This window comes from Mycobacterium sp. (genome assembly GCF_036273375.1).
Taxonomy (GTDB): Bacteria; Actinomycetota; Actinomycetes; order Mycobacteriales; family Mycobacteriaceae; genus Mycobacterium.
Genome location: NZ_DASUHS010000117.1, coordinates 36,948 through 58,870, shown reverse-complemented (window position 1 = coordinate 58,870; position 21,923 = coordinate 36,948). Strand labels below are relative to the sequence as shown.

At 68.5% G+C, this 21,923-nt stretch carries 19 protein-coding genes and 1 pseudogene; 6 read left to right on the top strand and 14 right to left on the bottom strand.

Translation table 11 applies throughout. The annotated features are described in order from the left end of the window. The 8 genes and pseudogenes from VFW69_RS11830 to VFW69_RS11795 all read right to left on the bottom strand — a co-directional run. Positions 1-410, bottom strand: a pseudogene (locus tag VFW69_RS11830) (phospho-N-acetylmuramoyl-pentapeptide-transferase); the annotation flags it as partial. After that, positions 407-1,969: a UDP-N-acetylmuramoyl-tripeptide--D-alanyl-D-alanine ligase gene (locus VFW69_RS11825; RefSeq protein ID WP_526501381.1), complete on the bottom strand. Its 1,563-nt coding sequence runs from the start codon at positions 1,967-1,969 to the stop codon at positions 407-409. The gene VFW69_RS11825 and the pseudogene VFW69_RS11830, both read right to left, overlap by 4 nt. Continuing rightward, positions 1,966-3,525: a UDP-N-acetylmuramoyl-L-alanyl-D-glutamate--2,6-diaminopimelate ligase gene (locus VFW69_RS11820; RefSeq protein WP_526501379.1), complete on the bottom strand. Its 1,560-nt coding sequence runs from the start codon at positions 3,523-3,525 to the stop codon at positions 1,966-1,968. Before VFW69_RS11820 ends, VFW69_RS11825 begins: the two co-directional genes overlap by 4 nt. Before the next feature lie 186 nt (positions 3,526-3,711). Beyond that, positions 3,712-5,694, bottom strand: a complete 1,983-nt coding sequence (locus VFW69_RS11815; RefSeq protein WP_526501395.1) for a peptidoglycan D,D-transpeptidase FtsI family protein — start codon at positions 5,692-5,694, stop codon at positions 3,712-3,714. 68 nt (positions 5,695-5,762) lie between these two features. Continuing rightward, the gene (gene ftsL / locus VFW69_RS11810; RefSeq protein WP_526501377.1) at positions 5,763-7,034 is read right to left on the bottom strand and encodes a cell division protein FtsL; all 1,272 of its coding nucleotides are present in this window, start codon (positions 7,032-7,034) and stop codon (positions 5,763-5,765) included. Beyond that, entirely contained in the window at positions 7,031-8,284 is a 1,254-nt protein-coding gene (gene rsmH / locus VFW69_RS11805; RefSeq protein WP_526501375.1) for a 16S rRNA (cytosine(1402)-N(4))-methyltransferase RsmH, read from the bottom strand. Before rsmH ends, ftsL begins: the two co-directional genes overlap by 4 nt. After that, positions 8,259-8,690 carry a division/cell wall cluster transcriptional repressor MraZ gene (gene mraZ / locus VFW69_RS11800; protein ID WP_067352892.1) on the bottom strand — a complete coding sequence of 144 codons (432 nt, stop codon included), beginning with the start codon at positions 8,688-8,690 and terminating at the stop codon, positions 8,259-8,261. Before mraZ ends, rsmH begins: the two co-directional genes overlap by 26 nt. Before the next feature lie 404 nt (positions 8,691-9,094). Further along, positions 9,095-9,496: an SCO2097 family morphological protein gene (locus VFW69_RS11795; RefSeq protein ID WP_526501372.1), complete on the bottom strand. Its 402-nt coding sequence runs from the start codon at positions 9,494-9,496 to the stop codon at positions 9,095-9,097. Positions 9,497-9,830: 334 nt separating this feature from the next. Here VFW69_RS11795 and VFW69_RS11790 point away from each other — a divergent pair, with 334 nt between their 5' ends. Further along, on the top strand, positions 9,831-10,439 hold the full coding sequence (locus tag VFW69_RS11790) for a GNAT family N-acetyltransferase (protein WP_526501393.1): 609 nt from the start codon (positions 9,831-9,833) through the stop codon (positions 10,437-10,439). 109 nt (positions 10,440-10,548) lie between these two features. Continuing rightward, on the top strand, positions 10,549-11,238 hold the full coding sequence (lppM, locus tag VFW69_RS11785; protein ID WP_526501370.1) for a lipoprotein LppM: 690 nt from the start codon (positions 10,549-10,551) through the stop codon (positions 11,236-11,238). Here the strand turns inward: lppM and VFW69_RS11780 are convergent. Then, the gene (locus tag VFW69_RS11780) at positions 11,235-12,134 is read right to left on the bottom strand and encodes a mycobacterial-type methylenetetrahydrofolate reductase (RefSeq protein WP_526501391.1); all 900 of its coding nucleotides are present in this window, start codon (positions 12,132-12,134) and stop codon (positions 11,235-11,237) included. The two genes, lppM and VFW69_RS11780, sit on opposite strands and share 4 nt — an antisense overlap. Positions 12,135-12,394: 260 nt before the next feature. Between VFW69_RS11780 and idsA2 the strand changes: the two genes are divergently transcribed. Both idsA2 and VFW69_RS11770 read left to right on the top strand, forming a co-directional pair. Beyond that, complete coding sequence (gene idsA2, locus VFW69_RS11775; RefSeq protein WP_526501368.1) at positions 12,395-13,444, top strand: bifunctional (2E,6E)-farnesyl/geranyl diphosphate synthase; 1,050 nt, start codon at positions 12,395-12,397, stop codon at positions 13,442-13,444. Positions 13,445-13,448: 4 nt separating this feature from the next. Beyond that, entirely contained in the window at positions 13,449-14,990 is a 1,542-nt protein-coding gene (locus VFW69_RS11770; RefSeq protein WP_526501366.1) for an alpha-(1->6)-mannopyranosyltransferase A, read from the top strand. Between the two features lie 10 nt (positions 14,991-15,000). Here the strand turns inward: VFW69_RS11770 and VFW69_RS11765 are convergent, their stop codons facing one another. Continuing rightward, entirely contained in the window at positions 15,001-15,405 is a 405-nt protein-coding gene (locus tag VFW69_RS11765; protein WP_526501364.1) for an Rv2175c family DNA-binding protein, read from the bottom strand. 188 nt (positions 15,406-15,593) lie between these two features. Here VFW69_RS11765 and VFW69_RS11760 point away from each other — a divergent pair, with 188 nt between their 5' ends. Continuing rightward, on the top strand, positions 15,594-16,811 hold the full coding sequence (locus VFW69_RS11760; protein WP_526501389.1) for a protein kinase domain-containing protein: 1,218 nt from the start codon (positions 15,594-15,596) through the stop codon (positions 16,809-16,811). Positions 16,812-16,829: 18 nt separating this feature from the next. Here the strand turns inward: VFW69_RS11760 and VFW69_RS11755 are convergent, their stop codons facing one another. The 3 genes from VFW69_RS11755 to VFW69_RS11745 form a co-directional block, all read right to left on the bottom strand. Further along, complete coding sequence (locus tag VFW69_RS11755) at positions 16,830-18,218, bottom strand: class II 3-deoxy-7-phosphoheptulonate synthase (RefSeq protein WP_526501362.1); 1,389 nt, start codon at positions 18,216-18,218, stop codon at positions 16,830-16,832. A gap of 86 nt (positions 18,219-18,304) precedes the next feature. Next, positions 18,305-18,799 (bottom strand): polyadenylate-specific 3'-exoribonuclease AS, encoded by a 495-nt coding sequence (locus VFW69_RS11750; RefSeq protein WP_526501360.1) that lies wholly within the window; start codon positions 18,797-18,799, stop codon positions 18,305-18,307. Positions 18,800-18,877: 78 nt separating this feature from the next. Next, positions 18,878-19,747, bottom strand: a complete 870-nt coding sequence (locus VFW69_RS11745; RefSeq protein ID WP_526501387.1) for a hypothetical protein — start codon at positions 19,745-19,747, stop codon at positions 18,878-18,880. A 108-nt stretch (positions 19,748-19,855) separates the two neighbouring features. On the opposite strand from VFW69_RS11745, the gene VFW69_RS11740 reads away from it, so the two are divergent. Further along, complete coding sequence (locus VFW69_RS11740) at positions 19,856-21,133, top strand: glycosyltransferase 87 family protein (RefSeq protein ID WP_526501358.1); 1,278 nt, start codon at positions 19,856-19,858, stop codon at positions 21,131-21,133. Here VFW69_RS11740 and VFW69_RS11735 read toward each other — a convergent pair. Then, on the bottom strand, positions 21,130-21,858 hold the full coding sequence (locus VFW69_RS11735; protein ID WP_526501356.1) for a lysophospholipid acyltransferase family protein: 729 nt from the start codon (positions 21,856-21,858) through the stop codon (positions 21,130-21,132). The two genes, VFW69_RS11740 and VFW69_RS11735, sit on opposite strands and share 4 nt — an antisense overlap. Positions 21,859-21,923: the final 65 nt, after the last annotated feature.

Below are 21,923 nucleotides of genomic sequence, written 5' to 3'. Positions count from 1 at the left end.
AACTGCAACACCAACACACCGAACAACACGGCGGCGCTGATCTGCCCGACCGTCTTGGCCGTCTTGTTCAACCCGAGGTTGCGCGACCTGCGGATCTTGATCAGGTCATCGAGGAATCCGACCCCGCCCAGCACGGTGGCCAGACCCAGCACCAGCAGACCCGACGCCGAAATCCCCTCACCGTCGAACGCCAGCCCGGCGAGGTGGGTGCCGAGGTAGCCCGCCCAGATGCCGGCGAGGATCGCCACGCCGCCCATCGACGGCGTGCCGCGCTTGGTGTGGTGGGTGGGCGGGCCGTCCTCGCGGATCTGGTGGCCGAATCCCTGCTTCGTAAACAGCCGGATCAGCGCCGGGGTCAGCAGGATGGACACGGTCAGCGCGACGGCGACCGCGATGAGGATCTGTCTCACGGGCCGGTCCCGCCGACGGAGTTCTCCGAGGCCAGCGCGTCGGCCAACGCACCAAGACCGGCGGCGTTCGATGCCTTGACCAGGACGACGTCGCCGGGTTGCACTTCGGCCCGCAGCAGTGCGAGCGCGGCGTTGGCGTCGTCAACCATGGTGGATTCGGGGCCCCACGACCCCTCCATGACCGCCCCGTGGTGCATGGCGCTCATCGACCTCCCACTTCCCACGACAACGAGTCGAGACACATCTAAGCGCACGGCGAGCCGGCCGATGCGATCGTGCTCGACTATGGCATCCTCACCGAGCTCAGCCATCTCGCCGAGCACCGCCCAGCTCCTGCGCTTTTCGGCGGGGCTGTGCCCGCCGCCCGCGCCCCCGCCGCGGGCGATCCAGGCCAGCGCCTGCAACCCGGCCCGCATGGAATCGGGGTTGGCGTTGTAGGCGTCGTCGATCACGGTAACCCCGTCGGCGCGGGTAGTGACCTGCATGCGGTGCGACGACACCGGGCCCGTGCCGGCGAGTGCGGCCGCCACCTGTTCGAGGTCTGCGCCGCACTCCAGCGCGACCGCGGCCGCGCACAGCGCGTTGCCCACCTGGTGATCGCCGTAGACGCCGAGTTGCACCGGCACCTGCGTCACCCCGGACGCGTCGCGCCGGTGCAGCGTGAACCGTGGCCTGGCCAATTCGTCGAGCGACACCGGTCCGGCCCACAGGTCGCTGGGGCCCGCCGTGGTGCCCTCGGCGCGGCTGACTCGGACCACCCGGGCGGCGGTCACGTTCGCCATGGCTGCCACGGCCGGATCGTCGGCGTTCAGGATCACCACGCCGGAAGCCGGAACAGACTGTGGCAGTTCGGATTTGGTTTGGGCAATGGCTTCGCGTGAGCCGAACTCGCCCAGGTGCGCGGTCCCGACGTTGAGGACCACACCGATTGACGGTGTGGCGATTTCGGCGAGCGCGGCGATGTTTCCGGGATGGCGGGCCGACATCTCGAGAACCAGGTAATCGGTGTCGGCCGTCGCGCGCAGCACCGTCCAGGGGTGCCCAAGCTCGTTGTTGAACGACCCGGGCGGGGCCACCACCTCACCCAGCGGCGCCAGCACGGCGGCCACCAGGTCCTTGGTCGAGGTCTTCCCCGAAGATCCGGTGATGCCGACGATCCTCAGGCCGCCGGCCACCAATTCGGCGGCGACCACCCGGGCCAACTTGGCCAGCGCGCTCAGCACCGCCGCGCCGGACCCGTCGACGTCGTGCTCGAGCACCCCGGCCAGCCCGCGGTCCCGGTGCGCCACCGGCGGTTGCGGGGGCACCACGATGGCCGGGACCCCGACCGGTCGCGCCGCGAGTACGGCGACCGCACCGGCGGCGACCGCCGAATCCGCGAAGTCATGCCCATCGGTGCGCGCTCCCGGCAGCGCCAGGAACAGCCCGCCCGGCTTGACGGCGCGTGAGTCGAATTCCACCGTCGAGGTGACGTGACGCTGCGCGGCCTCGTGCGGGGAGATGTCGGACAGGGTGCCCCCGACGATGTCGGCGATCTGGGAGACGGTCAGGTCGATCACCGCTGTACCCCGTCGAGATCCCGCAACGCCTCTGCCAGCTCCACCCGGTCGTCGAAGGGGCGGGTGTGTCCGCCGGCGCGCTGCCCGGTTTCGTGGCCCTTGCCCGCGATCAGCACCACATCACCGGGACCCGCCCAGGCGACCGCGTGCCTGATCGCTTCGCGTCGGTCGGCGACCTCGACAACCTCTGCCGCGCAACCACTCTCGATCGCGCCGGCCAGGATTTCCCGGCGAATCGAGGCCGGGTCCTCACCGCGCGGATTGTCATCGGTGACGACGACCAGGTCGGCCAGCTCGGCGGCCGTGGCGCCCATGGGCGCCCGTTTGCCCGGATCGCGCTCGCCACCGGCGCCGAAGACCACCGCCACGCGGCGACCCGGACGCTCCAGCGTGGTCAGCACCGCACGCAAGGCGCCCGGCTTGTGGGCGTAGTCGACCAGCGCCAGGAAGTCCTGGCCGACGTCGATCTCTTCCATGCGTCCCGGCACCCGGGTCTGCCGCAGTCCCGGCGCCGCCTGCTCCGCCGACACCCCCACCGCGTCCAGAAGAGCCAGTGCCACAAGGCAATTGGCGACGTTGTAGTGGCCGGGTAGCGGCACTCCGATCTGATGCCGAGCGCCGGCGGGATCTACGACGGTGAACTGTTGTCCCCCGGCCCCCATCGGGGCCACGTCGACGGCGCGCCAGTTCGCGGGCTGCCCCTCGGCGCTGACGGTGATCGCGTCGCCGGCCCGAGCCGCCATGGCCCGCCCGGCCTCGTCGTCGACGCACACCACGACGCGGCGCGCCCGCAGCGGCGAATCCGGTTCGAACAGCAAGGCTTTAGTGTTGAAGTAGTCTTCCATGGTTGGGTGAAAGTCGAGGTGATCGCGCGACAGGTTGGTGAAACCACCCACCGCGAAGCCGGTTCCGTCCACCCGGCCCAACGCCAGCGCATGGCTGGAGACCTCCATGACGACGGTGTCCACGCCCTGTTCGGCCATGGCCGCCAGCATCGCCTGCAGTGCGGGGGCCTCCGGAGTGGTCAGCGCGCTGGGGACGTCGGCGCCGGCGATGCGAAGGCCGATGGTGCCGATCAGCCCGGCCGTGCGGCCGGCCGCCCGCAGACCGGATTCGACCATATAAGTGGTGGTCGTCTTGCCGGACGTGCCGGTGATGCCGATGACGGCCACCCGTTCGGACGGATTCCCGTACACCGCGGCGGCCAGCCCGCCGAGCACGCTGCGCGGGTCGGGGTGCACCAGCGTCGGGACAGTCGGGGTGCCGGCCGCGGTCATCTCGGCGACTCCGCCGGGATCGGTGAGTACGGCGACCGCGCCGCGTTCGATCGCGTCGGCAACGTAGCGGGCTCCATGGGTCGTCAGACCGGGCAGTGCGGCGAACAGGTCACCGGGCAGCACATCCTGGGCGCTCAACGTCACCCCGGTGATGGTCACGTCGGGCACGGCGGTGCCCTGACCTGGACCGCCGGCCGCCGACGCGACCTGTTCGGCGAGCGCGGGCAGCTGCGCGCCCGCGGCGGCGCTGGGGCGCAACCCAGTGGGCACCGGCACCACTTCTCCTCACACCTCCCTCCGACGCTGCGTCATCCTCATGATCGGCCATGACACCCTACCTAGCCGCAACGGCCATGAGGCGATCCGCGCGCCGATGGAGCCGGCGGGCGGCGCGACGGGGGTTTAGCGCCCCGGCTGTCTGGCGGCGACCCGCTGCGCCCGGCTCCGCCGCCCTGGCGATCGCCGCTAGGTGGCCTGCAATGTCAGCGGCGGGCCAGGGTCGGGCGACAGCGGCACGTTCTCGCGCTGCATGAGCCAGCCGGCGATGTTGTGGAACAGCGGGGCCGCCGAGTGACCCGGCGTGCCGTCGGCGTTGCGCTCCGGGTTGTCCATCATGATTCCGATGACATACCGGGGGTTGTCGACGGTGGCCATTCCGGCGAACGTGATCCAGTAGACGTTGTCGAAATAGCAGCCGCAGGCCGGGTTGATCTGCTGCGCGGTGCCCGTCTTGCCGGCCATCTGATAGCCCGTCACCGCGCCTGCGGACCCGGTGCCCTGCTGGTAACCCATCGGGTCCTTTTGCACGACGGCACGCAGCATGTTGCGCACGGTCTGCGCCGTCTGCGGCGACACCACCCGCACGCCTTCCGGACGCGGCTCTTCGGTGCGCGTGCCGTCGGGGGCGATGGTGGCCTTGACGATCCGTGGCGGTACCCGCAGCCCGTCGTTAGCGATCGCCTGATACATCCCGGTCATCTGCAACAGCGTCATCGAAAGACCTTGCCCGATGGGCAGGTTCGAGAAGGTGCTGCCCGACCACTGGTCGATCGGCGGCACCAGTCCGGCGCTCTCACCCGGCAGGCCCACGTTGGTGCGTTGCCCCAGACCGAATTTGCGGACCATGTCGTAGTAGCGCTCCGGGCCGACGCGCTGCGCGAGCATCAAAGTGCCTACGTTGGAGGACTTTCCGAACACGCCGGTGGTGGTGTAGGGCATCACGCCGTGGTCCCACGCGTCGTGGATGGACACCCCGCCCATCTGGATGGTGCCGGGAACCTGCAACACCTCATCGGGATTGGTCAGGCCGTACTCGATGACCGACGACGCGGTGATCACCTTGTTCACCGAGCCGGGCTCGAACGGCGAGGACACCGCCAGGTTGCCCAGCTGTTTGTCGCCCTGACGCCCGATGTCCTGGGAGGGATCAAAGGTGTTGTCGTTGGCCATGGCCAGCACTTCGCTGGTCTTGGCGTCGAGCACGACAGCCGAAACATTGTGCGCGCCAGACACATTCTTGGCCTGCTGAACCTGCTGCTGCACGTAGAACTGGATGTCGTCGTCGAGGGTCAGCTGGACCATCGAGCCGTTGACCGCCCGATGCCGGTTGCGGTAACTGCCGGGGATGACCACACCGTCGGATCCGCGGTCGTAGGTGACCGATCCGTCGGTGCCGGACAGCACCGAGTCCATCGCCTCTTCCAGTCCCAGCAGGCCGTGACCGTCCCAGTCGATGCCGCCGACGATGTTGGCCGCCAGCGACCCGCCCGGATACTGGCGCAGATCCTGGCGTTCGGAACCGACCTCGGGATATTTGTCCGAGATCGCGCTGGCGACAGCGGGATCGACGGCGCGCGCCAGATAAACGAAGTTGTCGTCGGTTTGCAGCTTCTTCAAGACGGTCGCCGAGTCCGGCTTGTTTCCCAGGCGGCTGGAGACCTCTTTGGCGATATCGCGCAACCGCTGCTGCGGATCGGGGGCGGTCGAGTTCTTGGCTTTGGCTTCCTCCAGTTGTTTGCGGATCCGTTTCGGCTGAAACGTCAGCGCACGCGACTCGATGGTGAAGGCAAGCTGGTCTTTGCGGCGGTCGATGATGCTGCCGCGCACCGCTTTCTCCACATCGGTGACCTTGAGCTGACCGGCGGCCTGGGCGCGCAGCGACGGGGCGTTGGTCACCTGCAGGACGAACAGCTGGGCGGCGGCCATCAGCATCAGCACCAGGATGACCACGTTGCCGGCCCGATGCCGGAAGACGAATGACCCGCCGCGGCTGGTCAACTCCACGATCTGGCGAGTGCGACGCTCCCGCGCCGAGTGTCCGGCCGCCACCTCGACGTTCTTGGCTTGCTTGGCTTTCCGGAATCGCTTCCGCTCGCGAATGTCTCGGCTGACGTCGGCTTGCTGAGGCTTCACGCGCCGCTTGGGTTGCCGTACGCCCTTGGCCTCCATGTCCTTACGGGGACCACGTGTCGGACGCGCGGACTGCGACCGTCGTGCCCGCGGGGATTCACCGCGGCTCACCTGGGCGCACCTGGCGGCGCGACGACCGCAGGCCCGGGCAGGCCGTTAGCCGGCGCGCCGGGAGCAACCGGTTGAGCCGGCGCCGCCGGACGACCCAACTGCAACGGGACCGGAATCTCGGCCGGCAACGGCGCGGGCACCTGGCCAGGAGCCGGAATCGGCAGCCCGCCCAAGGGAATCGGTACTTCGGCCGGGGCTGGAGGGGTCGCAGGTCGGGCCGGCACGGGTAATCCCGGCGTCGGCAAACCCGGCAGCACACCGGGTGCGAGTCCGGTGACCGGGCCGGCGGGTGCAGCGGTGGCCGGTGCAGCGGGCATGCCGGGCAATGCACCCGTCGCCGGTCCGCCTGGCATGCCGGGCAGCGTACCCGTCACCGGCAGCCCGGGGGCGGCAGGCGCGCCGGGCACCGGGGGCACCGCCGGCGCTAGGTGTTGACCGCCCACCGTCGACGCACCGTCGGGAGCGCGCAGCAGCGCTTCGGGCCCGGACCTGGCCGGGGCGGGTCCGCCGGGGACCGGCTCCGCCCGGGTCGAGACCTCCGGGGGAGCGGCCGGTGGCTTGGGAGGCTGCGGCGCTTCGTCGGGAAGCTTGCTGTTCAGCGGCGGCGGCGGAACGCCGTCGGCCGGCTTGGGTGTGCCGACCACCACCCAATTCCCGGACGGGTCCTGGACCAGGTGCGCAGTGTCCCGGCTCGGGATCATGCCCTGCTTGCGGGCCGCCTCCGCCAGCGCCGGGGCGGCCTCCGCCTCGCGCACGTCGCGCTCCAGCGCTTCCTTCTGCTGCTGCAGCAACCGGGTCCGCTCCCTGGCATGGCTCAACTTGTAGGAGCGCTCGGCGGAATCGGTGGAGAGCCACAGCGTGAGCCCCAGGCCGACGCCCAGCGCACCGATGATCAGGACGACGAACGGAACCTTGCTGGCCAAAGTCCGCGGCCGCAGGTCGATCGATGCCAGGCGGGCGGCCAGCCGTTCGGTCAGGCGAGGACGAACCACCTTGGGCGCTTTGGCTTTCCGCGCCTTGGCACGCGCCTTGGCCTGGCTGGCGCTCTTGGGCCGCGCCTGCCGCTCAACCGGCCGGGCGATAGGGCTGGTCTGCGGTCCGGACTTGGGCGCGCGGGCTTCGCGCGCGGGCGCCGAGCTCCGGCCGCTTCGGGTGCGCCGCGCCGATCCGGATTCGGCCGCCGAACGAGTGCCCCGCCGGGCAGAACCGTCGCGTCCGCCCCGACGGTCGCCGCCGCGGCGTTTTGACGTCTCGCGTTCTGCTCTCATGCGTCGCCTTTCCCGCTAGCCTGCTCTGATTGCATTCGTTGCAGCGCCCGCAGCCGCACCGCGGCACTGCGTGGATTGCGTTCGACCTCGGTGCCGTCGGCGCGTTCGGCGCCGTGTGTGAGGGACCGGAATCGCGGCTCATGGCCGGGAAGCTCGACCGGCAGGTCCACCGGGGTGCGCGACGCGACCGCCTGGGCGAAGAGCCGCTTGACGATCCGGTCCTCCAGCGATTGGTAGGCCATCACCACGATGCGCCCGCCGACGTCCAGCGCGTGCAGGGCGGCCGGGAGCGCGCGGCGCAGCGTGTCCAGTTCGTCGTTGACCGCGACCCGTAGCGCCTGGAACGTGCGCTTGGCCGGATGTCCGCCGGTGCGCCGGGCCGCGGCCGGAATCGCTTCGTAGAGCAGGGCCACCAGGTCCGACGTCGACGTGAACGGGTCACGGGCACGTCGGCGCACGATGTGCGCGGCGATGCGACGTGCGAACCGCTCCTCGCCGAAGCGGTGCAAGATGTTCGCCAGCTCCGCCTCGTCGTAGGTGTTGACGATGTCGGCCGCGGTCAGCGGCGACGAGGGGTCCATCCGCATGTCCAGCGGTGCGTCCTGGGCGTAGGCGAAGCCCCGCTCCGCGCGATCCAGCTGCATGGACGACACCCCAAGGTCGAACAGCATTCCATCCACTGATTCGGTTGCCGCATAACCGGATTGGGCCAACGCCGCCGCGATGCCGTCGTAGCGCGTGTGCACCAGCGTGACCCGGTCGGCGAAGCGCGCCAGCCGTGCCCGGGCGATGTCCAGCGCGCTGGGATCGCGGTCGAGTCCGATCAGCCGTAACCCCGGCAGGTCGGCGAGGAACCGTTCCGCATGCCCGCCCGCGCCCAGGGTGGCATCGAGCAGCGTCGCCCCCGACCCGTCGGTGTGGTGACGGGTCAGCGCGGGTGTGAGCAGTTGGACGCAGCGTTCCAGCAGGACGGGGACATGCCCGTAGTCGTCGGAGCTCGAATTCTCATTCACCGCAACGCCTCCACGGATCTGCCGGCACCCGTCGGCCCCCCGGACCCCCATGAGACGGGTCCTCGCACCGCTTCGGGTTTGTGCCGCCCGGACGGGCCTTACCAGGTGCGGCGCCCCTGCATCGAGGTCTCTGACCGAAGACGCGAACCTGGCGTTGGGGAAGTACGCCAGGGTCGGTTCGGGCAGAGGCCACGTTGCACGGGCATGCGCCTCAGATAATGTCGCCGAGTGCTTCATCGCTGGCCGCGGAGAAGTTCTCTTCGTGGGTCTGCTGGTAGTCCTGCCAGGCCTGCGCATCCCAGATCTCCAGGTTGTCGATCGCGCCGATGACCACGCAGTCCTTCGAGAGGTTCGCGTAGCGCCGGTGATCGGCCGACAACGTGATCCGGCCTTGCGCGTCGGGATGCTGCTCGTCGGTGCCGGCCGCGAGGTTGCGGAGAAACGCCCGGGCCTCGGGGTTGCTCCGCGAGGCCTTGCTCGCCCGGCGGGCCAGTTGCTCGAATTCCGCCCGCGGATAGACGGCGAGGCTGTGGTCCTGGCTCTTGGTGACCATCAACCCCCCTGCCAGTGCGTCGCGGAACTTGGCGGGCAGCGTCAGCCGCCCCTTGTCGTCGAGTTTGGGCGTGTAGGTGCCGAGAAACACCAGCTCACCTCCCCTATGGGGTCACCCAAACACTGCAGCCACCATACCCCACAATCCCCCACTCCGCCCCATTTCTGAAGTGTCGTCGGGCCATTTTCAGGGTTATCCGTCGTCAGTGCCCCGTCAAGGTGTCGCGTGGGGTGTGTCGAGGGCATGCCCGGGCGTGTTTCGCGCCATCAGGAGAACCACTCGTACCAGGCAAAACGCGCATTGTGGGGCGTAGTGGGGAACTCTAGTGGGGCGCGGTGGGGCATGAACGCTGCGACGCGCCTCGGTTAGGGCTCTATTGAGCCGCAAAACGGCATCGACGGTTGCGTACGCTTCAGAGGCGGACGTTAGACGCCACCGAGCCCTGGAAAAACAAATCGAGGCAGCCGGTGGCTACCCCGAATGTGTGAATGCGCCTAGTCGTCGAAGCGGCGGCGGAACCGATCCTCCATGCGGCTGGTGAACGAACCCCCGCCCTTGTTGCGGCGCTGACGCAGCGAAGTGGGAGCCGGCCCGGAATGATCGGCCCTGCCGGACAACCGGGGACCCGTGATCGCGAAGATCACTCCGCCGAACATGACGATGAACCCGAAGACGCTGAGAATCGGGAAGTTTCCGATCATCGTCGCCCTGAACGCCACCCCGGAGACCAGCATCGCCAGACCGATGACGAACATTGCCACGCCCTGCAGCCGCCGACGGGCGGTAGGTGCGCGAAACCCTCCGCCGCGAACACTTGACGCGAATTTGGGGTCCTCGGCGTAGAGAGCGCTCTCGATCTGATCGAGCATCCGCTGCTCATGATCGGAGAGTGGCATTCGTCCCTCCTTGCCGGCGGTGTGGCACGTGACTATCGGTAACACGCGGATGCCCGTTGCGGGGGCAACTAATTGAATGATACGAGGTCAATCTGCCCCATACCACTGGTTCGCCGCCGATTCTATCCCGGCCGCCTCGCGGCGCTCGGCCAGACCGGAACAGCCGTGCGCTACAACCGGCTTCCCGAACTGGGACGGTTCGCCGGTCCGGTGCCACGACCGCCCGTCCGGCCGTCGCACATGGGTCCGATAATGGGCAGTAGGAGCCCGGTCAACAGCGACCACACCGAGGCGCCGCATGAGCCTTGATGACCGACGAGGAGGGAACCGCGAGTTGGCGATATTCCTCATCGATCTGCTTCCCAACGACATGGAGCGTCGCCTGGGTGACGCCCTGACGGTGTACGTCGATGCGATGCGCTACCCACGGGGCACCGAGAACCAGCGCGCCGCGATGTGGCTCGAACACATTCGGCGACGGGGCTGGCAGGGCGCCGGCGTCGTCGAAACCCAGGAACCCGAAGACGCAGGCGCACAACTGCCCGCTGCGGAAGACTTGGCCAGCGCGCGGCTGCTCGGGGTGGCCTACGGCTACCCCGGCGCGCCCGGGCAATGGTGGCAGCAGCAGGTCGTGCTGGGTATGCGGCGCGGCGGCTCGCCGCCCCAGGAGATCTCCAGGCTGATGGACAGCTACTTCGAGTTGACCGAGTTGCACATCCATCCCCGCGCCCAGGGCCGGGGTCTCGGCGAGGCGTTGGCGCGACGGCTGCTGGCGGGTCGCGCCGAGCAGAATGTGCTGCTCTCCACGCCGGAAACCAATGGTGAGCCCAACCGCGCCTGGCGACTGTACCGGCGCCTGGGTTTCGCCGACGTCATCCGCGGCTACCACTTCGCCGGCGACCCGCGGGCGTTCGCGATCCTGGGCCGCAAGCTTCCTCTCTAACACCCGAAGTCGGCACACATCGGAAGACTCCACCTAAGTGGCACATCGGATCTGGCACGATGACCTGGTGCGAGCCAGCTCTCCCCCGTCCCGCCGCCGAGGATCCCGAGTGTTTCGAGCTCGGCGGCGCCGCCTGACGGCCATCGCGATGTTGCTGCTGCTGGTGCCGCTGGCCACCGGATGCCTGCGGGTCAGGGCTTCGCTCACCATCTCCCCCGATGACCTGGTGTCCGGCGAGATCGTCGCCGCCGCCAAACCCAAGACCTCCAAAGACACCGGTCCACAACTGGACAGCAATAACCTGCCCTTCAGTCAGAAGGTGGCGGTGTCGAACTACGACAGCGACGGCTACGTCGGCTCGCAGGCGGTGTTCTCCGATCTGACGTTCGCGGAGTTGCCGCAGCTGGCGAACATGAACTCCGACGCCTCCGGGGTGAACCTGACGCTGCGCCGCAACGGCAACCTGGTGATCCTGGAGGGCCGGGCGGACCTGACCTCGCTGACTGACCCCGAAGCCGACGTCGAGCTGACAGTGGCCTTCCCCGGCGTGGTGACCTCCACCAACGGCGATCGGGTCGAACCCGACGTGGTGGCTTGGAAGCTCAAGCCGGGCGTGGTGACCGCCATGTCCGCCCAGGCCCGCTACACCGACCCCAACACCCGGTCCTTCACCGGAGCGGTGGTGTGGCTGTGCATCGCGTCGTTCGCGGCCGCGGGCGTGGTGGGCCTCTTGGCCTGGGTCAGCCGGGACCGGTCACCGCGGTTGACCGCGCCGCGCGACCAACCGCCGCCCGGCTAGCTGGCCCTGCCGAGCGGCGACCAGTAGGCGAGCATCTCCGCGAACGTCTGGAAGGCCGGCCCGGAATTCCCGTAAGTCGCCTCGAGATGGATGCTCAGCGGGAAGCCGAGCTCGGCGACCCCGTCGATGACGCGCTTGTAGAGGTCGACCATCTGCTGGCGCTTCTGCGCCGGTTCGCCGGCTGCCAGCGTCTTGACGAACTCCTGCTCGCCGGCCACCGCCGGATTGCCGGGATCCTGAATGAGCCAGTTGATCAGCCCGACCCGGCTCTCCATCTTCGGCACGAAGCCGAACGACAGCAGGATCTCCGGCCGGTGGTCGGTCGTTTTGGCGAATTCCCTCAGGAAGCCGACGATCGCGTCGGAGTACAACAGCTGGGTCATACCGTAGGTGGCGCCCTGGTCGCACTTGAAGTTGAACCGCCCCTGTTCGCCGTCTCGGGTGGGGATCAGGATGACGCCGCGGTTGGTCACCAGCTCGCGGTAGATCGACAGGGCGTCGGTGGGGGCCACGCCGGAGCCCTCGCCGTCGTTCATGGTGCGCGGCACGCCGACGAAGACAACGCCTTCCATGCCGGCCGACGTCAGCTCGGTCAGCCGCGCGCGCAGCGACGGCTCGTCCATGAACGCGGTGACCTGCGTGCACAGGCCCTTGATTCCGGGCAGTTGCGGCTTGACGACCGACCAGAAGTCGAGCACGTCCAACTTAGGCTTCATCTGAATGGGACGGTCGTCGTCCTCGGCGATGATCCCCGGAATCATCACGTGCCGGATCCGGCCGTCGAGGCCGGACTCGGCGGAATTCCGCACCACTTTCTGCGCCTCTTCGAGTGCCCGCTCCCGACCTTCGTCGGCGTTCGGCGGCACCAGCTCGAGCGCAATGGTGTTGAGGGTCACGCGGCTTCTCTCCATCTGACGACTATTGGCCCGGGCGCCGGAGTGGCCGCGCAGATTCCGCGCGAGCCCCAGCGCACCCGCCAGCATAGGGGCGGGTTAATGAGGCAGGCGAAGCAACTGGGTCCAGCGGTCCGGGTCATGTGCGAGGCAGCACAGGTGGCGCGGCGAATACACTGATCGGGCCTTAACACCCAGCCAGCCGAGCAGAAAGGGGTGCCGCGCTGAGCCTAGGAGCTTCAGAAGCAGCGGCAACCGTCGAGTTGACCGGCGCCATCACCGACCAATTGCGGCGGTACATGCATGACCGGCGCACCGAGACCGCGTACATCGGTGACGACTACGGCGGTCTGATCGCCGCGCTGGAAGATTTCGTGCTGGGCGGGGGCAAGCGGCTACGACCCTTGTTCGCCTATTGGGGCTGGCGCGCCGTGACCACCGAAGCCCCCGATGAGCAAGTGCTGCTGCTGTTTTCCGCACTCGAGTTGCTGCACGCCTGCGCGTTGGTGCACGACGACGTGATCGACGACTCTTCGACCCGTCGGGGCCGGCCGACCACGCACGTGCAGTTCGCGAAGCTGCATCGCGACCGGCACTGGCAGGGCTCGCCGGAGCAGTTCGGCATGTCGGCCGCCATCCTGCTCGGTGATCTCGCGCTGGCCTGGGCCGATGATGTCATCTTCGGTGTCGAATTGACGCCACAGGCGCAAAGGCGGGTGCGGCGGGTGTGGGCCAACATCCGCACCGAGGTGCTCGGCGGGCAGTACCTCGACATCGTCGCCGAGGCCAGCGCGGCCGCCTCGATCGCCTCGGCGATGAACGTCGACACCTTCAAAACCGCCTGCTACACGGTGTCCCGGCCGCTGCAGCTCGGGGCGGCCGCCGCGGCCGACCGGCCCGACGTCCACGACGTCTTCAGCCAGTTCGGGACGGACCTGGGGGTGGCGTTTCAGCTGCGCGACGACGTCCTGGGGGTTTTCGGTGACCCCGCGATCACCGGTAAGCCGTCCGGGGATGATCTGCGATCGGGCAAGCGCACGGTGCTGCTGGCCGAGGCGGTGGAGTTGGCGGAGAAGTCAGACCCCGTGGCGGCCAAGCTGTTACGGACCTCGGTCGGGGCCCGACTGACCGACGCGCAGGTGGATCAGCTGCGCGACGTCATCGAGGCGGTGGGCGCCCTGGCCGCGGCCGAACAACGGATCGCGGCGCTGACCCAGCGGGCGCTGGCCACGCTGGCGGCCGCACCCATCAACACCGCTGCCAAGGCGGGACTGTCCGAATTGGCCAAGCTGGCCACGAACCGGTCCGCCTGAACCGATGACGACGCCCACCGACACCCCGGCAGCGGATTCGCCGGCAGCCAAACCCTCTCGCGGCGAATGGCTTTCACAGCTGAAGGCATTCGTCGCCGCCGGCGATTCCCGTCCGGCGAAGCTGGGCTTGCTGGGATCGGTGCTGATCACCCTCGGCGGCCTGGGTGCCGGCAGCACCCGCCAGCACGACCCGCTGCTCGAGTCAATGCACATGTCCTGGTTGCGTTTTGGCCACGGCCTGGTGCTGTCGTCGATCGTGTTGTGGACCGGCGTTGGCCTGATGCTGATCGCCTGGCTGGGCCTGGGCCGTCGGGTGCTGGCCGGCGAGGCGAGCGAGTTCGTCATGAAAGCCACCACCGGCTTCTGGCTCGCGCCGCTGCTGGTGTCGGTACCCGTCTTCAGCCGGGACACCTACTCGTATCTGGCGCAGGGCGCGCTGCTGCGCGACGGCCTGGATCCGTATGCGGTCGGTCCCGTCGCCAACCCGAATAGCCTGCTGGACAACGTCAGTCCCATCTGGTCGATCACGACCGCGCCTTATGGCCCGGCGTTCATCCTGGTGGCGAAGATCATCACCATCATCGTGGGCAACAACGTGGTCGCGGGCACCGCGTTGCTGCGGCTGTGCATGCTGCCCGGCCTGGCACTGTTGGTCTGGGCGACGCCCCGCGTGGCGCGGCACCTGGGCGCCGACGGTTCGACGGCGCTGTGGATCTGTGTGCTCAACCCCTTAGTGCTCATTCATCTGATGGGCGGGGTGCACAACGAGATGCTGATGGTGGGCTTGATGGCCGCCGGTGTCGCGCTGACGTTCGGTGGGCGCCCCGTTGCGGGCATCACGCTGATCACGGTCGCCATCGCGGTCAAAGCCACCGCGGGCATCGCGCTGCCATTTTTAGTGTGGGTGTGGATGCGGCATCTGCGCGATCGACGGGGATATCGGCCGGTGCCAGCGTTTTTCACCGCGACCGCGTTATCGCTGTTGATCTTCGCCGTGGTTTTCGCGGTCCTGTCGGCGGTGGCCGGCGTCGGCCTGGGCTGGCTGACCGCGCTGGCCGGATCGGTGAAGATCATCAACTGGCTGACGGTACCGACCGCGGCCGCCAACCTGATCCACGCGATCGGCAGCGGGTTCTTCCCGGTGAGCTTCTATCCGATCCTTCGCGTCACCAGGCTGGTCGGCATCGCGGTCATCGCGGTTTCGCTGCCGCTGTTGTGGTGGGGGTTTCGCCGCGACGACCGGGCCGCGCTGACCGGCATCGCCTGGTCGATGCTGATCGTGGTGCTGTTCGTGCCGGCCGCCCTGCCCTGGTACTACTCATGGCCGCTGGCGATCGTGGCCCCGCTGGCGCGGTCCCGACGGTCGGTCGCGATCATCGGCGGCTTGTCGACCTGGGTGATGGTAATCTTCAAACCCGATGGCTCGCATGGCATGTACTCGTGGCTGCACTTCTCGCTGGCCACCGCCTGCGGGCTGATCGCGGGGTACAGCCTGTACCGCGCTCCGGCGCGGCAAGCCGAGCCAGCCGACGTCACCGCCGGATGAGCCAACGAGCTCAGTAGGCCATCGCTTGCGCCCGGCGCACGACTTCCCGCGCCTGGTGGGCGTGCAGGGCGTCGACGGGACGGGCGTTGTTGAGCGCATCCCGGCTTCCGTCGCGGGTGACCGTCAACGAGGGGTCCCGGGTGAACAACCAGCGCACGATCTCCGTGTCGTGATAGCCGCCGTCGTGCAGGATCGTCAACAAACCCGACAGGCTTTTGACCACCTCACCGGATTTGGTGAACAACACCTGCGGTACCACCAGTCCCTCGTCGCGCCGGACCGCAACCAGGTGCCCCTCCCGGAGTTGCTGATGCACCTTGGTGACCGGCACCCCCATCAATTCGGCGACCCGCTTCAAGTCATAAATCGGCTCGTCGGGCTCGAGCACATCGTCGCCGGCAGGAATACCGCTCATCCGGGCAAGTGTATGCCTAGATGCCCGCCTTGATCCGCTGTTCTGCCGGGCAATCCTGGGGGCGCACTTACGATGGCCCCGTGGCCAAAGCTGAATCGCGCGGCCCTTCCCCGCGAGGGGGCGGGACCCCCGCCTCGGGCCGGGCCGGTCCGCACGGTCGCCGACCCGAAGCCGGGTCGGTCGATCCGTTGGACAACGCTTTGCTGGACGGCCGCTACCGGGTTCAGTCCCGGATCGCCAGCGGCGGCACGTCGACGGTGTATCGCGGCCTGGACACACGGCTCGACCGCCCCGTCGCGGTGAAGGTGATGGATTCCCGCTACGCCGGCGACGCGCAATTCCTGACCCGGTTCCAGCGTGAGGCCCAAACCGTGGCCCGGCTCAAGGATCCCGGGCTGGTGGCGGTCTACGACCAGGGCCTGGACGCCCGCCACCCGTTTCTGGTGATGGAGCTCATCGAGGGTGGCACGCTGCGCGAGTTGCTGGGCGAACGCGGACCCATGCCGCCGTACGCGGTGGCGGCGGTGCTTCGTCCGGTGCTCGGCGGGCTGGCCGCCGCGCACCGGGCCGGCATGGTGCATCGCGACGTCAAGCCCGAGAACGTGCTCATCTCCGACGACGGCGAGGTGAAGATCGCCGACTTCGGGTTGGTCCGGGCCGTCGCGGCGGCCGGAATCACCTCTAGCAGCGTGATTTTGGGTACCGCGGCCTACCTGTCGCCCGAGCAGGTGCGCGACGGCGACGCCAGTCCGCGCAGCGACGTCTATTCGGCGGGGATCATGACCTATGAGCTGCTGACCGGGCGCGCGCCGTTCACCGGCGACTCGGCGTTGTCGCTTGCCTACCAGCGGCTGGACACTGACGTGCCCCCGCCCAGTGCGGCCATCGACGGTGTGCCCGCGCAGTTCGACGAATTCGTGGAGCGTGCGACGGCCCGCGACCCGGCCGAGCGCTATGCCGACGCGACAGAGATGCGCGCCGATCTCGATGCGATCGCCGAAGAGCTTGCGCTGCCGGACTTTCGGGTGCCGGCGCCACGAAACTCCGCACAACACCGGTCGGCTGCGCTGCAGCGCAGCCGGACCACCCAGCGCCCGGCGACTGTGCAGCAGCCGGCGCCGACCGGCCCGGGGCCGGTGCGCCAGCCCACTCGCCAGATGTCGCGGGGCCCCGAGGAGTGGTCGGAGCCGCAACGCCCCGGGCAGACCGACGACGAGCCCGAGGATGACTACGAATATGACCCTGTCACAGGCGAATTCGCGGGCATCCCGATCAGCGAATTCGTGTGGGCGCGCCAGCACCGCCGGCGCATGGTGTTGGTCTGGGTGGCGCTGGTGCTGGCGATCACCGGGCTGATCGCCACCGCGGCGTGGACCGTCGGGAGCAACCTCGACGGACTGCTGTAGCCGACCAGCGCGCGAAGATCAGTCGCGCAGCATCTCGGCGACGAGGAAGGCCAACTCCAGCGACTGCTGGGTATTCAGCCGTGGGTCGCAGGCTGTTTCGTAACGGCCGACCAGGTCGGTGTCCGAAATGTCTTGCGCCCCACCCAGGCACTCGGTGACGTTCTCGCCGGTGATCTCGACGTGGATGCCGCCCGGGTGGGTGCCCAGCGCGCGGTGCACCTCGAAGAAGCCCTGCACCTCGTCGACGATGCGGTCGAAGTGGCGCGTCTTGTAGCCGTTGGACGACTCGTGGGTGTTGCCGTGCATCGGGTCGCACTGCCAGATCACCTGGTGACCGGTAGCCTGGACCTTCTCCACGATCGGGGGAAGCAGATCGCGAACTTTGTTGTTGCCCATCCTGCTCACCAAGGTCAGCCGGCCGGGCCTGTTGTGCGGGTCGAGCCGCTCGACGTATTCGACGGCCAGCTCGGGAGTGATCGTCGGGCCGATCTTGACGCCGATCGGGTTGGCGATCACCTCGGCGAAGGCGATGTGCGCGCCGTCGAGCTGGCGGGTCCGCTCGCCGATCCACACGGTGTGCGCCGACAGGTCATACAGCTGCGGTTCGCCGCTGTCGCTCTCGGACAGGCGCAGCATCGACCGCTCGTAGTCGAGCACCAAAGCCTCGTGGCTGGCGTAGATCTCGGCGGTCTGCAGGTTACGGTCGGCTACGCCGCAGGCGCTCATGAAGCGCAGGCCGCGATCGATCTCGGTGGCCAGCGCCTCGTACCGGGCGCCGGCCGGCGAGGTCCGGACGAATTCCCGGTTCCAATCGTGCACCAGATGCAGCGAGGCCAATCCCGAAGACGTCAGCGCCCGAACCAAGTTCATCGCCGCGCTGGCGTTGGCGTAGGCACGCACCAACCGCGACGGGTCGTGCTCGCGCACGGCGGCGTCCGGGGCGAAGCCGTTGATCATGTCGCCGCGGTAAGACTTCAACCCCAGCGCGTCGATGTCGGCCGATCGCGGCTTGGCGTACTGCCCCGCAATGCGGGCCACCTTGACCACCGGCAGGCTCGAGCCGTAGGTCAGCACCACCGCCATCTGCAACAGGGTGCGCACGTTGGCGCGAATGTGGGGTTCGGTGTTCTCGGTGAACGTCTCCGCGCAGTCGCCGCCCTGCAGCAGGAAAGCCTCACCCCGCGCCACCTGGGCCAACTGCTCTTGCAACCGGACGATCTCCGACGGCACCGTCACCGGCGGCACGCTCTCCAGGACCGTACGCATCGCCGTCGCCTGGTCGGCGGGCCAGCTGGGCTGCTGGGCTGCCGGTTTGGCCAGCGCGGCATCTAACCGCGCCCGCAGATCGGTCGGCAGCGGCGGCAGCGGCGGCAGCTGATCGATCGGTATGTCGACGGTCCAGTTCATCGGTTCATCTTAGCTGGGGCGCGGACGCCCCAGGTCAGGGCTGATCTGCGCGAACGTGACTCGGCGGGCGCGTTCCGCCCGCGGTCTCAATCCCCGGATGTGATGAGCCGGTATCTGCGGAGCTGATCGCGCGCGTCGACCAGCGCGTCGTGCGCATCGGACGGCCGCGGCGGCATCCGGGGGCTGCCCCGGTCTTCCCATAGTTGCCGCAGTTCGCGGGTGAAACGGGGGATGGACCGCGGCAACTCCGGCATGGTTCCCCACAACTGGCACAAGGCCACGTGATCGTAGGCCGCCACCCATGCCCACAGCTCGATCGGCTCAGGGGCCGCCCCCCCAGAATTCAGGCCGAAGAAGCCCTCCAGGTCTTCCCGGATCTGCCGGCGGGAGCGCCACAGCTGCGACGCCGGCGGCGGCAATTTCGGCAGCACGTTGGCGCGCACCCAGGGCCCGGCGCGCTCGGGGTCGAATTCCGTGGATATCGCGTAGTACTCACGGCCGTCTTCGGCGGCCACCCCGATCGAGATCAGCTCGATGGTGCGGCCGTCCTCGATGAATTCGGTGTCGTAGAAATACCGCACCCGGGGAAGCCTAGACCGGCGACGCCGAGCGCCGGAACGGCGCGAGCGAGGACCCGGGGCATCGGCTTAGGCCGCAGACTATCGACTGATCAGGATGGGCCCGGTGGGCGCCGGCGCGGGGTGGACCTCGTGGTCGAGCGTGGCGTCGACGGTGCGTTCATCGGGCAACTTTGGCGTGCCGGCGATCGCGCATTGCAAGTACAACTTGGCCCGCACCACCGGGCGGCGCAGTCTCCGCTCGCGTTGCAGCGCGCGGCGCATCTTGTCCGGTTGCGTGGAGTATCGCCACCGGGCCCACGGGGCGTGTGGGCGCGACAGCCGGATTGCGCCGATGACCAGCAGGATGACCAGGAACATGCCCAGCAGGCCGGTCCACACCTTGCCCTTGAGCACCACCACGACGGCCAGCGGCAACGTCAACGCCATGGCGCTGGCCACCACTGCCCGCAGCGGAGTCGAATCGGCGTTGTGCCAGATCGGCAGGAAGAACATCAGCGGGTGCAGGCCCATGATCAACAGGCCGGCCACCGCCACCGCGGCGAACACCGCGTCCACCGAGGTGCGGCCGTCCTCGGACCAGTAGACGTCGGACAGGTGCAGGATCAACGCGTACTCATCCAGGACCAGGGCGGCGCCGATCCCGAAAAAGGTTGCCGCAATGGTGAATTCGGGCTCGTGGCCGTCGATGGACAGCGTGACCAGAGTCAGGCCGGACAGCAGGGTCAGCACCACCCCGAAGGTCACGTGGTGGATGTGCACTCCCCCGACGTGGACGTTGCGCGGGTGCCACCACCGGGCGGGGTGGCTGGTATCGCCGCGGCGACGGATGAAACGGACGAACGTTCGCGTGACGAAAAACGTCAGGATGAAGGCCACCAGGCAGCACAGCAGCGGCAGGTGGCCGCGGTCGTAGACGTCATGTGCAAACCATCGGGTCACCTCGGTCACGAACGAATGGAGCACTCTTGAAACGTACGCCTGTCTGCGCCCGCGCCGTGGGACCCGCGCTGCATCAGGCGGGTCGGGGCCCGGGCACCCATTACGCTGTTGGGCGACATGAGTAGACCGCAGGCGCCCGGCGTGGGCAATCGACCCGGGTGGGTGCTGTGGGTGCTGGCCTGGCTGGTGGCCGCCGCGGGGCTGAGTTACGCGGCGTGGCAGCTGTTCGGGCACACTCCCTATCGCATCGATATCGACGTCTATCAGATGGGCGCGCGGGCCTGGATGGACGGCCAGCCGTTGTATCGCGGGGATGCGCTGTTCCACACACCGATCGTGGATCTGCCGTTCACCTATCCGCCGCTGGCGGCCATCGTGTTCTGCCCGTTCGCCTGGATGCACATGCCCACCGCCAGCGTCGCGATCACCGCCTTGACGCTGGTGCTGCTGGTCGTGTCGACCGTGATGGTGCTGACCCGCCTGGACGTCTGGCGGACGTCGACGACGCTGCCCGGGCCGCCCTGGCTACGCCGGTGGTGGCTGGCGATCGTCGCCGCGGCGGCGGCGGCGATCTGGCTGGAACCGATCAGCTCGAACTTCGCCTTCGGACAGATCAACGTCGTGCTGATGACGCTGGTGATCGCCGACTGTGTGCCGCGGCGCACGCCGTGGCCGCGTGGGTTGCTGTTGGGTCTGGGCATGGCGTTGAAGCTGACCCCGGCCGTGTTCCTGCTCTATTTCCTGTTGCGGCGTGACAACCGCGCGGCGCTGACCACGCTGGCGTCCTTTGTGGGAGCTACGCTGCTCGGTTTCGTTCTGGCCTGGAACGACTCGTGGGAGTACTGGACTCACACCGTGCATCACACCGACCGGATCGGTTCCGCGTCGTTGAACACCGACCAGAACATCGCCGGCGCCCTGGCCCGGCTGGGGCTGGGCGAGCAGGAACGGTCCCTGCTCTGGGTGGCCGCGTCGCTGCTGGTACTCGCGGTGACGGTCTGGGCGATGCGACGGGTGCTGCGCGCCGACGAGCCCACGCTTGCGCTGGTGTGCGTGGCGCTGTTCGGGTTGGTGGTTTCGCCGGTGTCCTGGTCGCACCACTGGGTCTGGGTGCTGCCGGCGGTGCTCGTGACCGGGATCTTGGGCTGGCGGCGCCGCAACGCGGCGCTGATGGTCGTCTGCGTTATCGGAGTGGCGCTGATGCGCTGGTCGCCGATCGACCTGCTGCCCAAGCATCACGAGGCCAGCGCGGCCTGGTGGCGTCAGCTGGCCGGAATGTCCTACGTGTGGTGGGCGCTGGCCGTGATCGTCACGGTCGGAGTCACCGTCACCGCCCGCGGGGTCGCGCGGGATGCGGCTCCGCAGCAGTTGACGCCGGTTACCGCGGCCGGCTAACCGGCGGCGGTCTCGGGAATCCGAACGGCCTCGCCGTTGGCCGCGTCGCCGCTACCGCCCTTTTTCAGGCTCGCCGCGTAGATGTCGACGTATTCCTGGCCGGACAGCCCCATCAGTTCGTAGATCACCTCATCGGTGACGGCCCGCTCGATGAAGCGGTTGCCGGCCAGCCCGTCGAACCGGGAGAAGTCCATCGGCTTGCCGAAGCGGACGGTGACCCGGCCGAACCGCAGCATGTTCGTCCCGGGCGGGTTGACGACGTTGGTGCCGATCATCGCAACCGGGATCACCGGAACACCGGTCTCCAGGGCCAGCCGCGCCAGTCCCGTCTTGCCCTTGTACAGCCGCCCGTCCGGCGACCGCGTGCCCTCGGGATACATGCCCAGCAACTTGCCCTGGCTCAGCACCTGCTCGGCGGTGTTCAGCGCGGCCTGGGCGCTGTCGGCGTCGGTGCGATCGATCGGCACTTGGCCGACGGCGGTGAAGAACCACCGCTGAAACCAGCCCTTCAAACCGGTGCCGGTGAAATATTCCGACTTGGCCAGGAACGTGATTCGGCGCCGCACCACCAGCGGAAGGTAGAAGCTGTCCATCACCGCCAAGTGGTTGCTGGCCAGTATCACCGGCCCGGAACTCGGAACGTGTTCTAAGCCTTCAACTTTCGGCCGCCCCAGCAGCGACAGCGGCGGGCCGATGAGCACGTACTTGAATAGCCAGTACCACATGGCGCTCCCTCTCGGCTGTACCGCTGATGTTCTGCGCCAACTGTACCCATCCCCATCGGCAGGGA

Excerpts from the sequence above, each read along its gene's own strand:
- VFW69_RS11815 (WP_526501395.1), bottom strand. The coding sequence starts at position 5,694 with ATGGAGGCCAAGGGCGTACGGCAACCCAAGCGGCGCGTGAAGCCTCAG.
- ftsL (WP_526501377.1), bottom strand. The coding sequence starts at position 7,034 with ATGAGAGCAGAACGCGAGACGTCAAAACGCCGCGGCGGCGACCGTCGG.
- rsmH (WP_526501375.1), bottom strand. The coding sequence starts at position 8,284 with ATGAAGCACTCGGCGACATTATCTGAGGCGCATGCCCGTGCAACGTGG.
- VFW69_RS11795 (WP_526501372.1), bottom strand. The coding sequence starts at position 9,496 with ATGCCACTCTCCGATCATGAGCAGCGGATGCTCGATCAGATCGAGAGC.
- VFW69_RS11770 (WP_526501366.1), top strand. The coding sequence starts at position 13,449 with ATGACGACGCCCACCGACACCCCGGCAGCGGATTCGCCGGCAGCCAAA.
- VFW69_RS11765 (WP_526501364.1), bottom strand. The coding sequence starts at position 15,405 with ATGAGCGGTATTCCTGCCGGCGACGATGTGCTCGAGCCCGACGAGCCG.
- VFW69_RS11755 (WP_526501362.1), bottom strand. The coding sequence starts at position 18,218 with ATGAACTGGACCGTCGACATACCGATCGATCAGCTGCCGCCGCTGCCG.
- VFW69_RS11740 (WP_526501358.1), top strand. The coding sequence starts at position 19,856 with ATGAGTAGACCGCAGGCGCCCGGCGTGGGCAATCGACCCGGGTGGGTG.
- VFW69_RS11735 (WP_526501356.1), bottom strand. The coding sequence starts at position 21,858 with ATGTGGTACTGGCTATTCAAGTACGTGCTCATCGGCCCGCCGCTGTCG.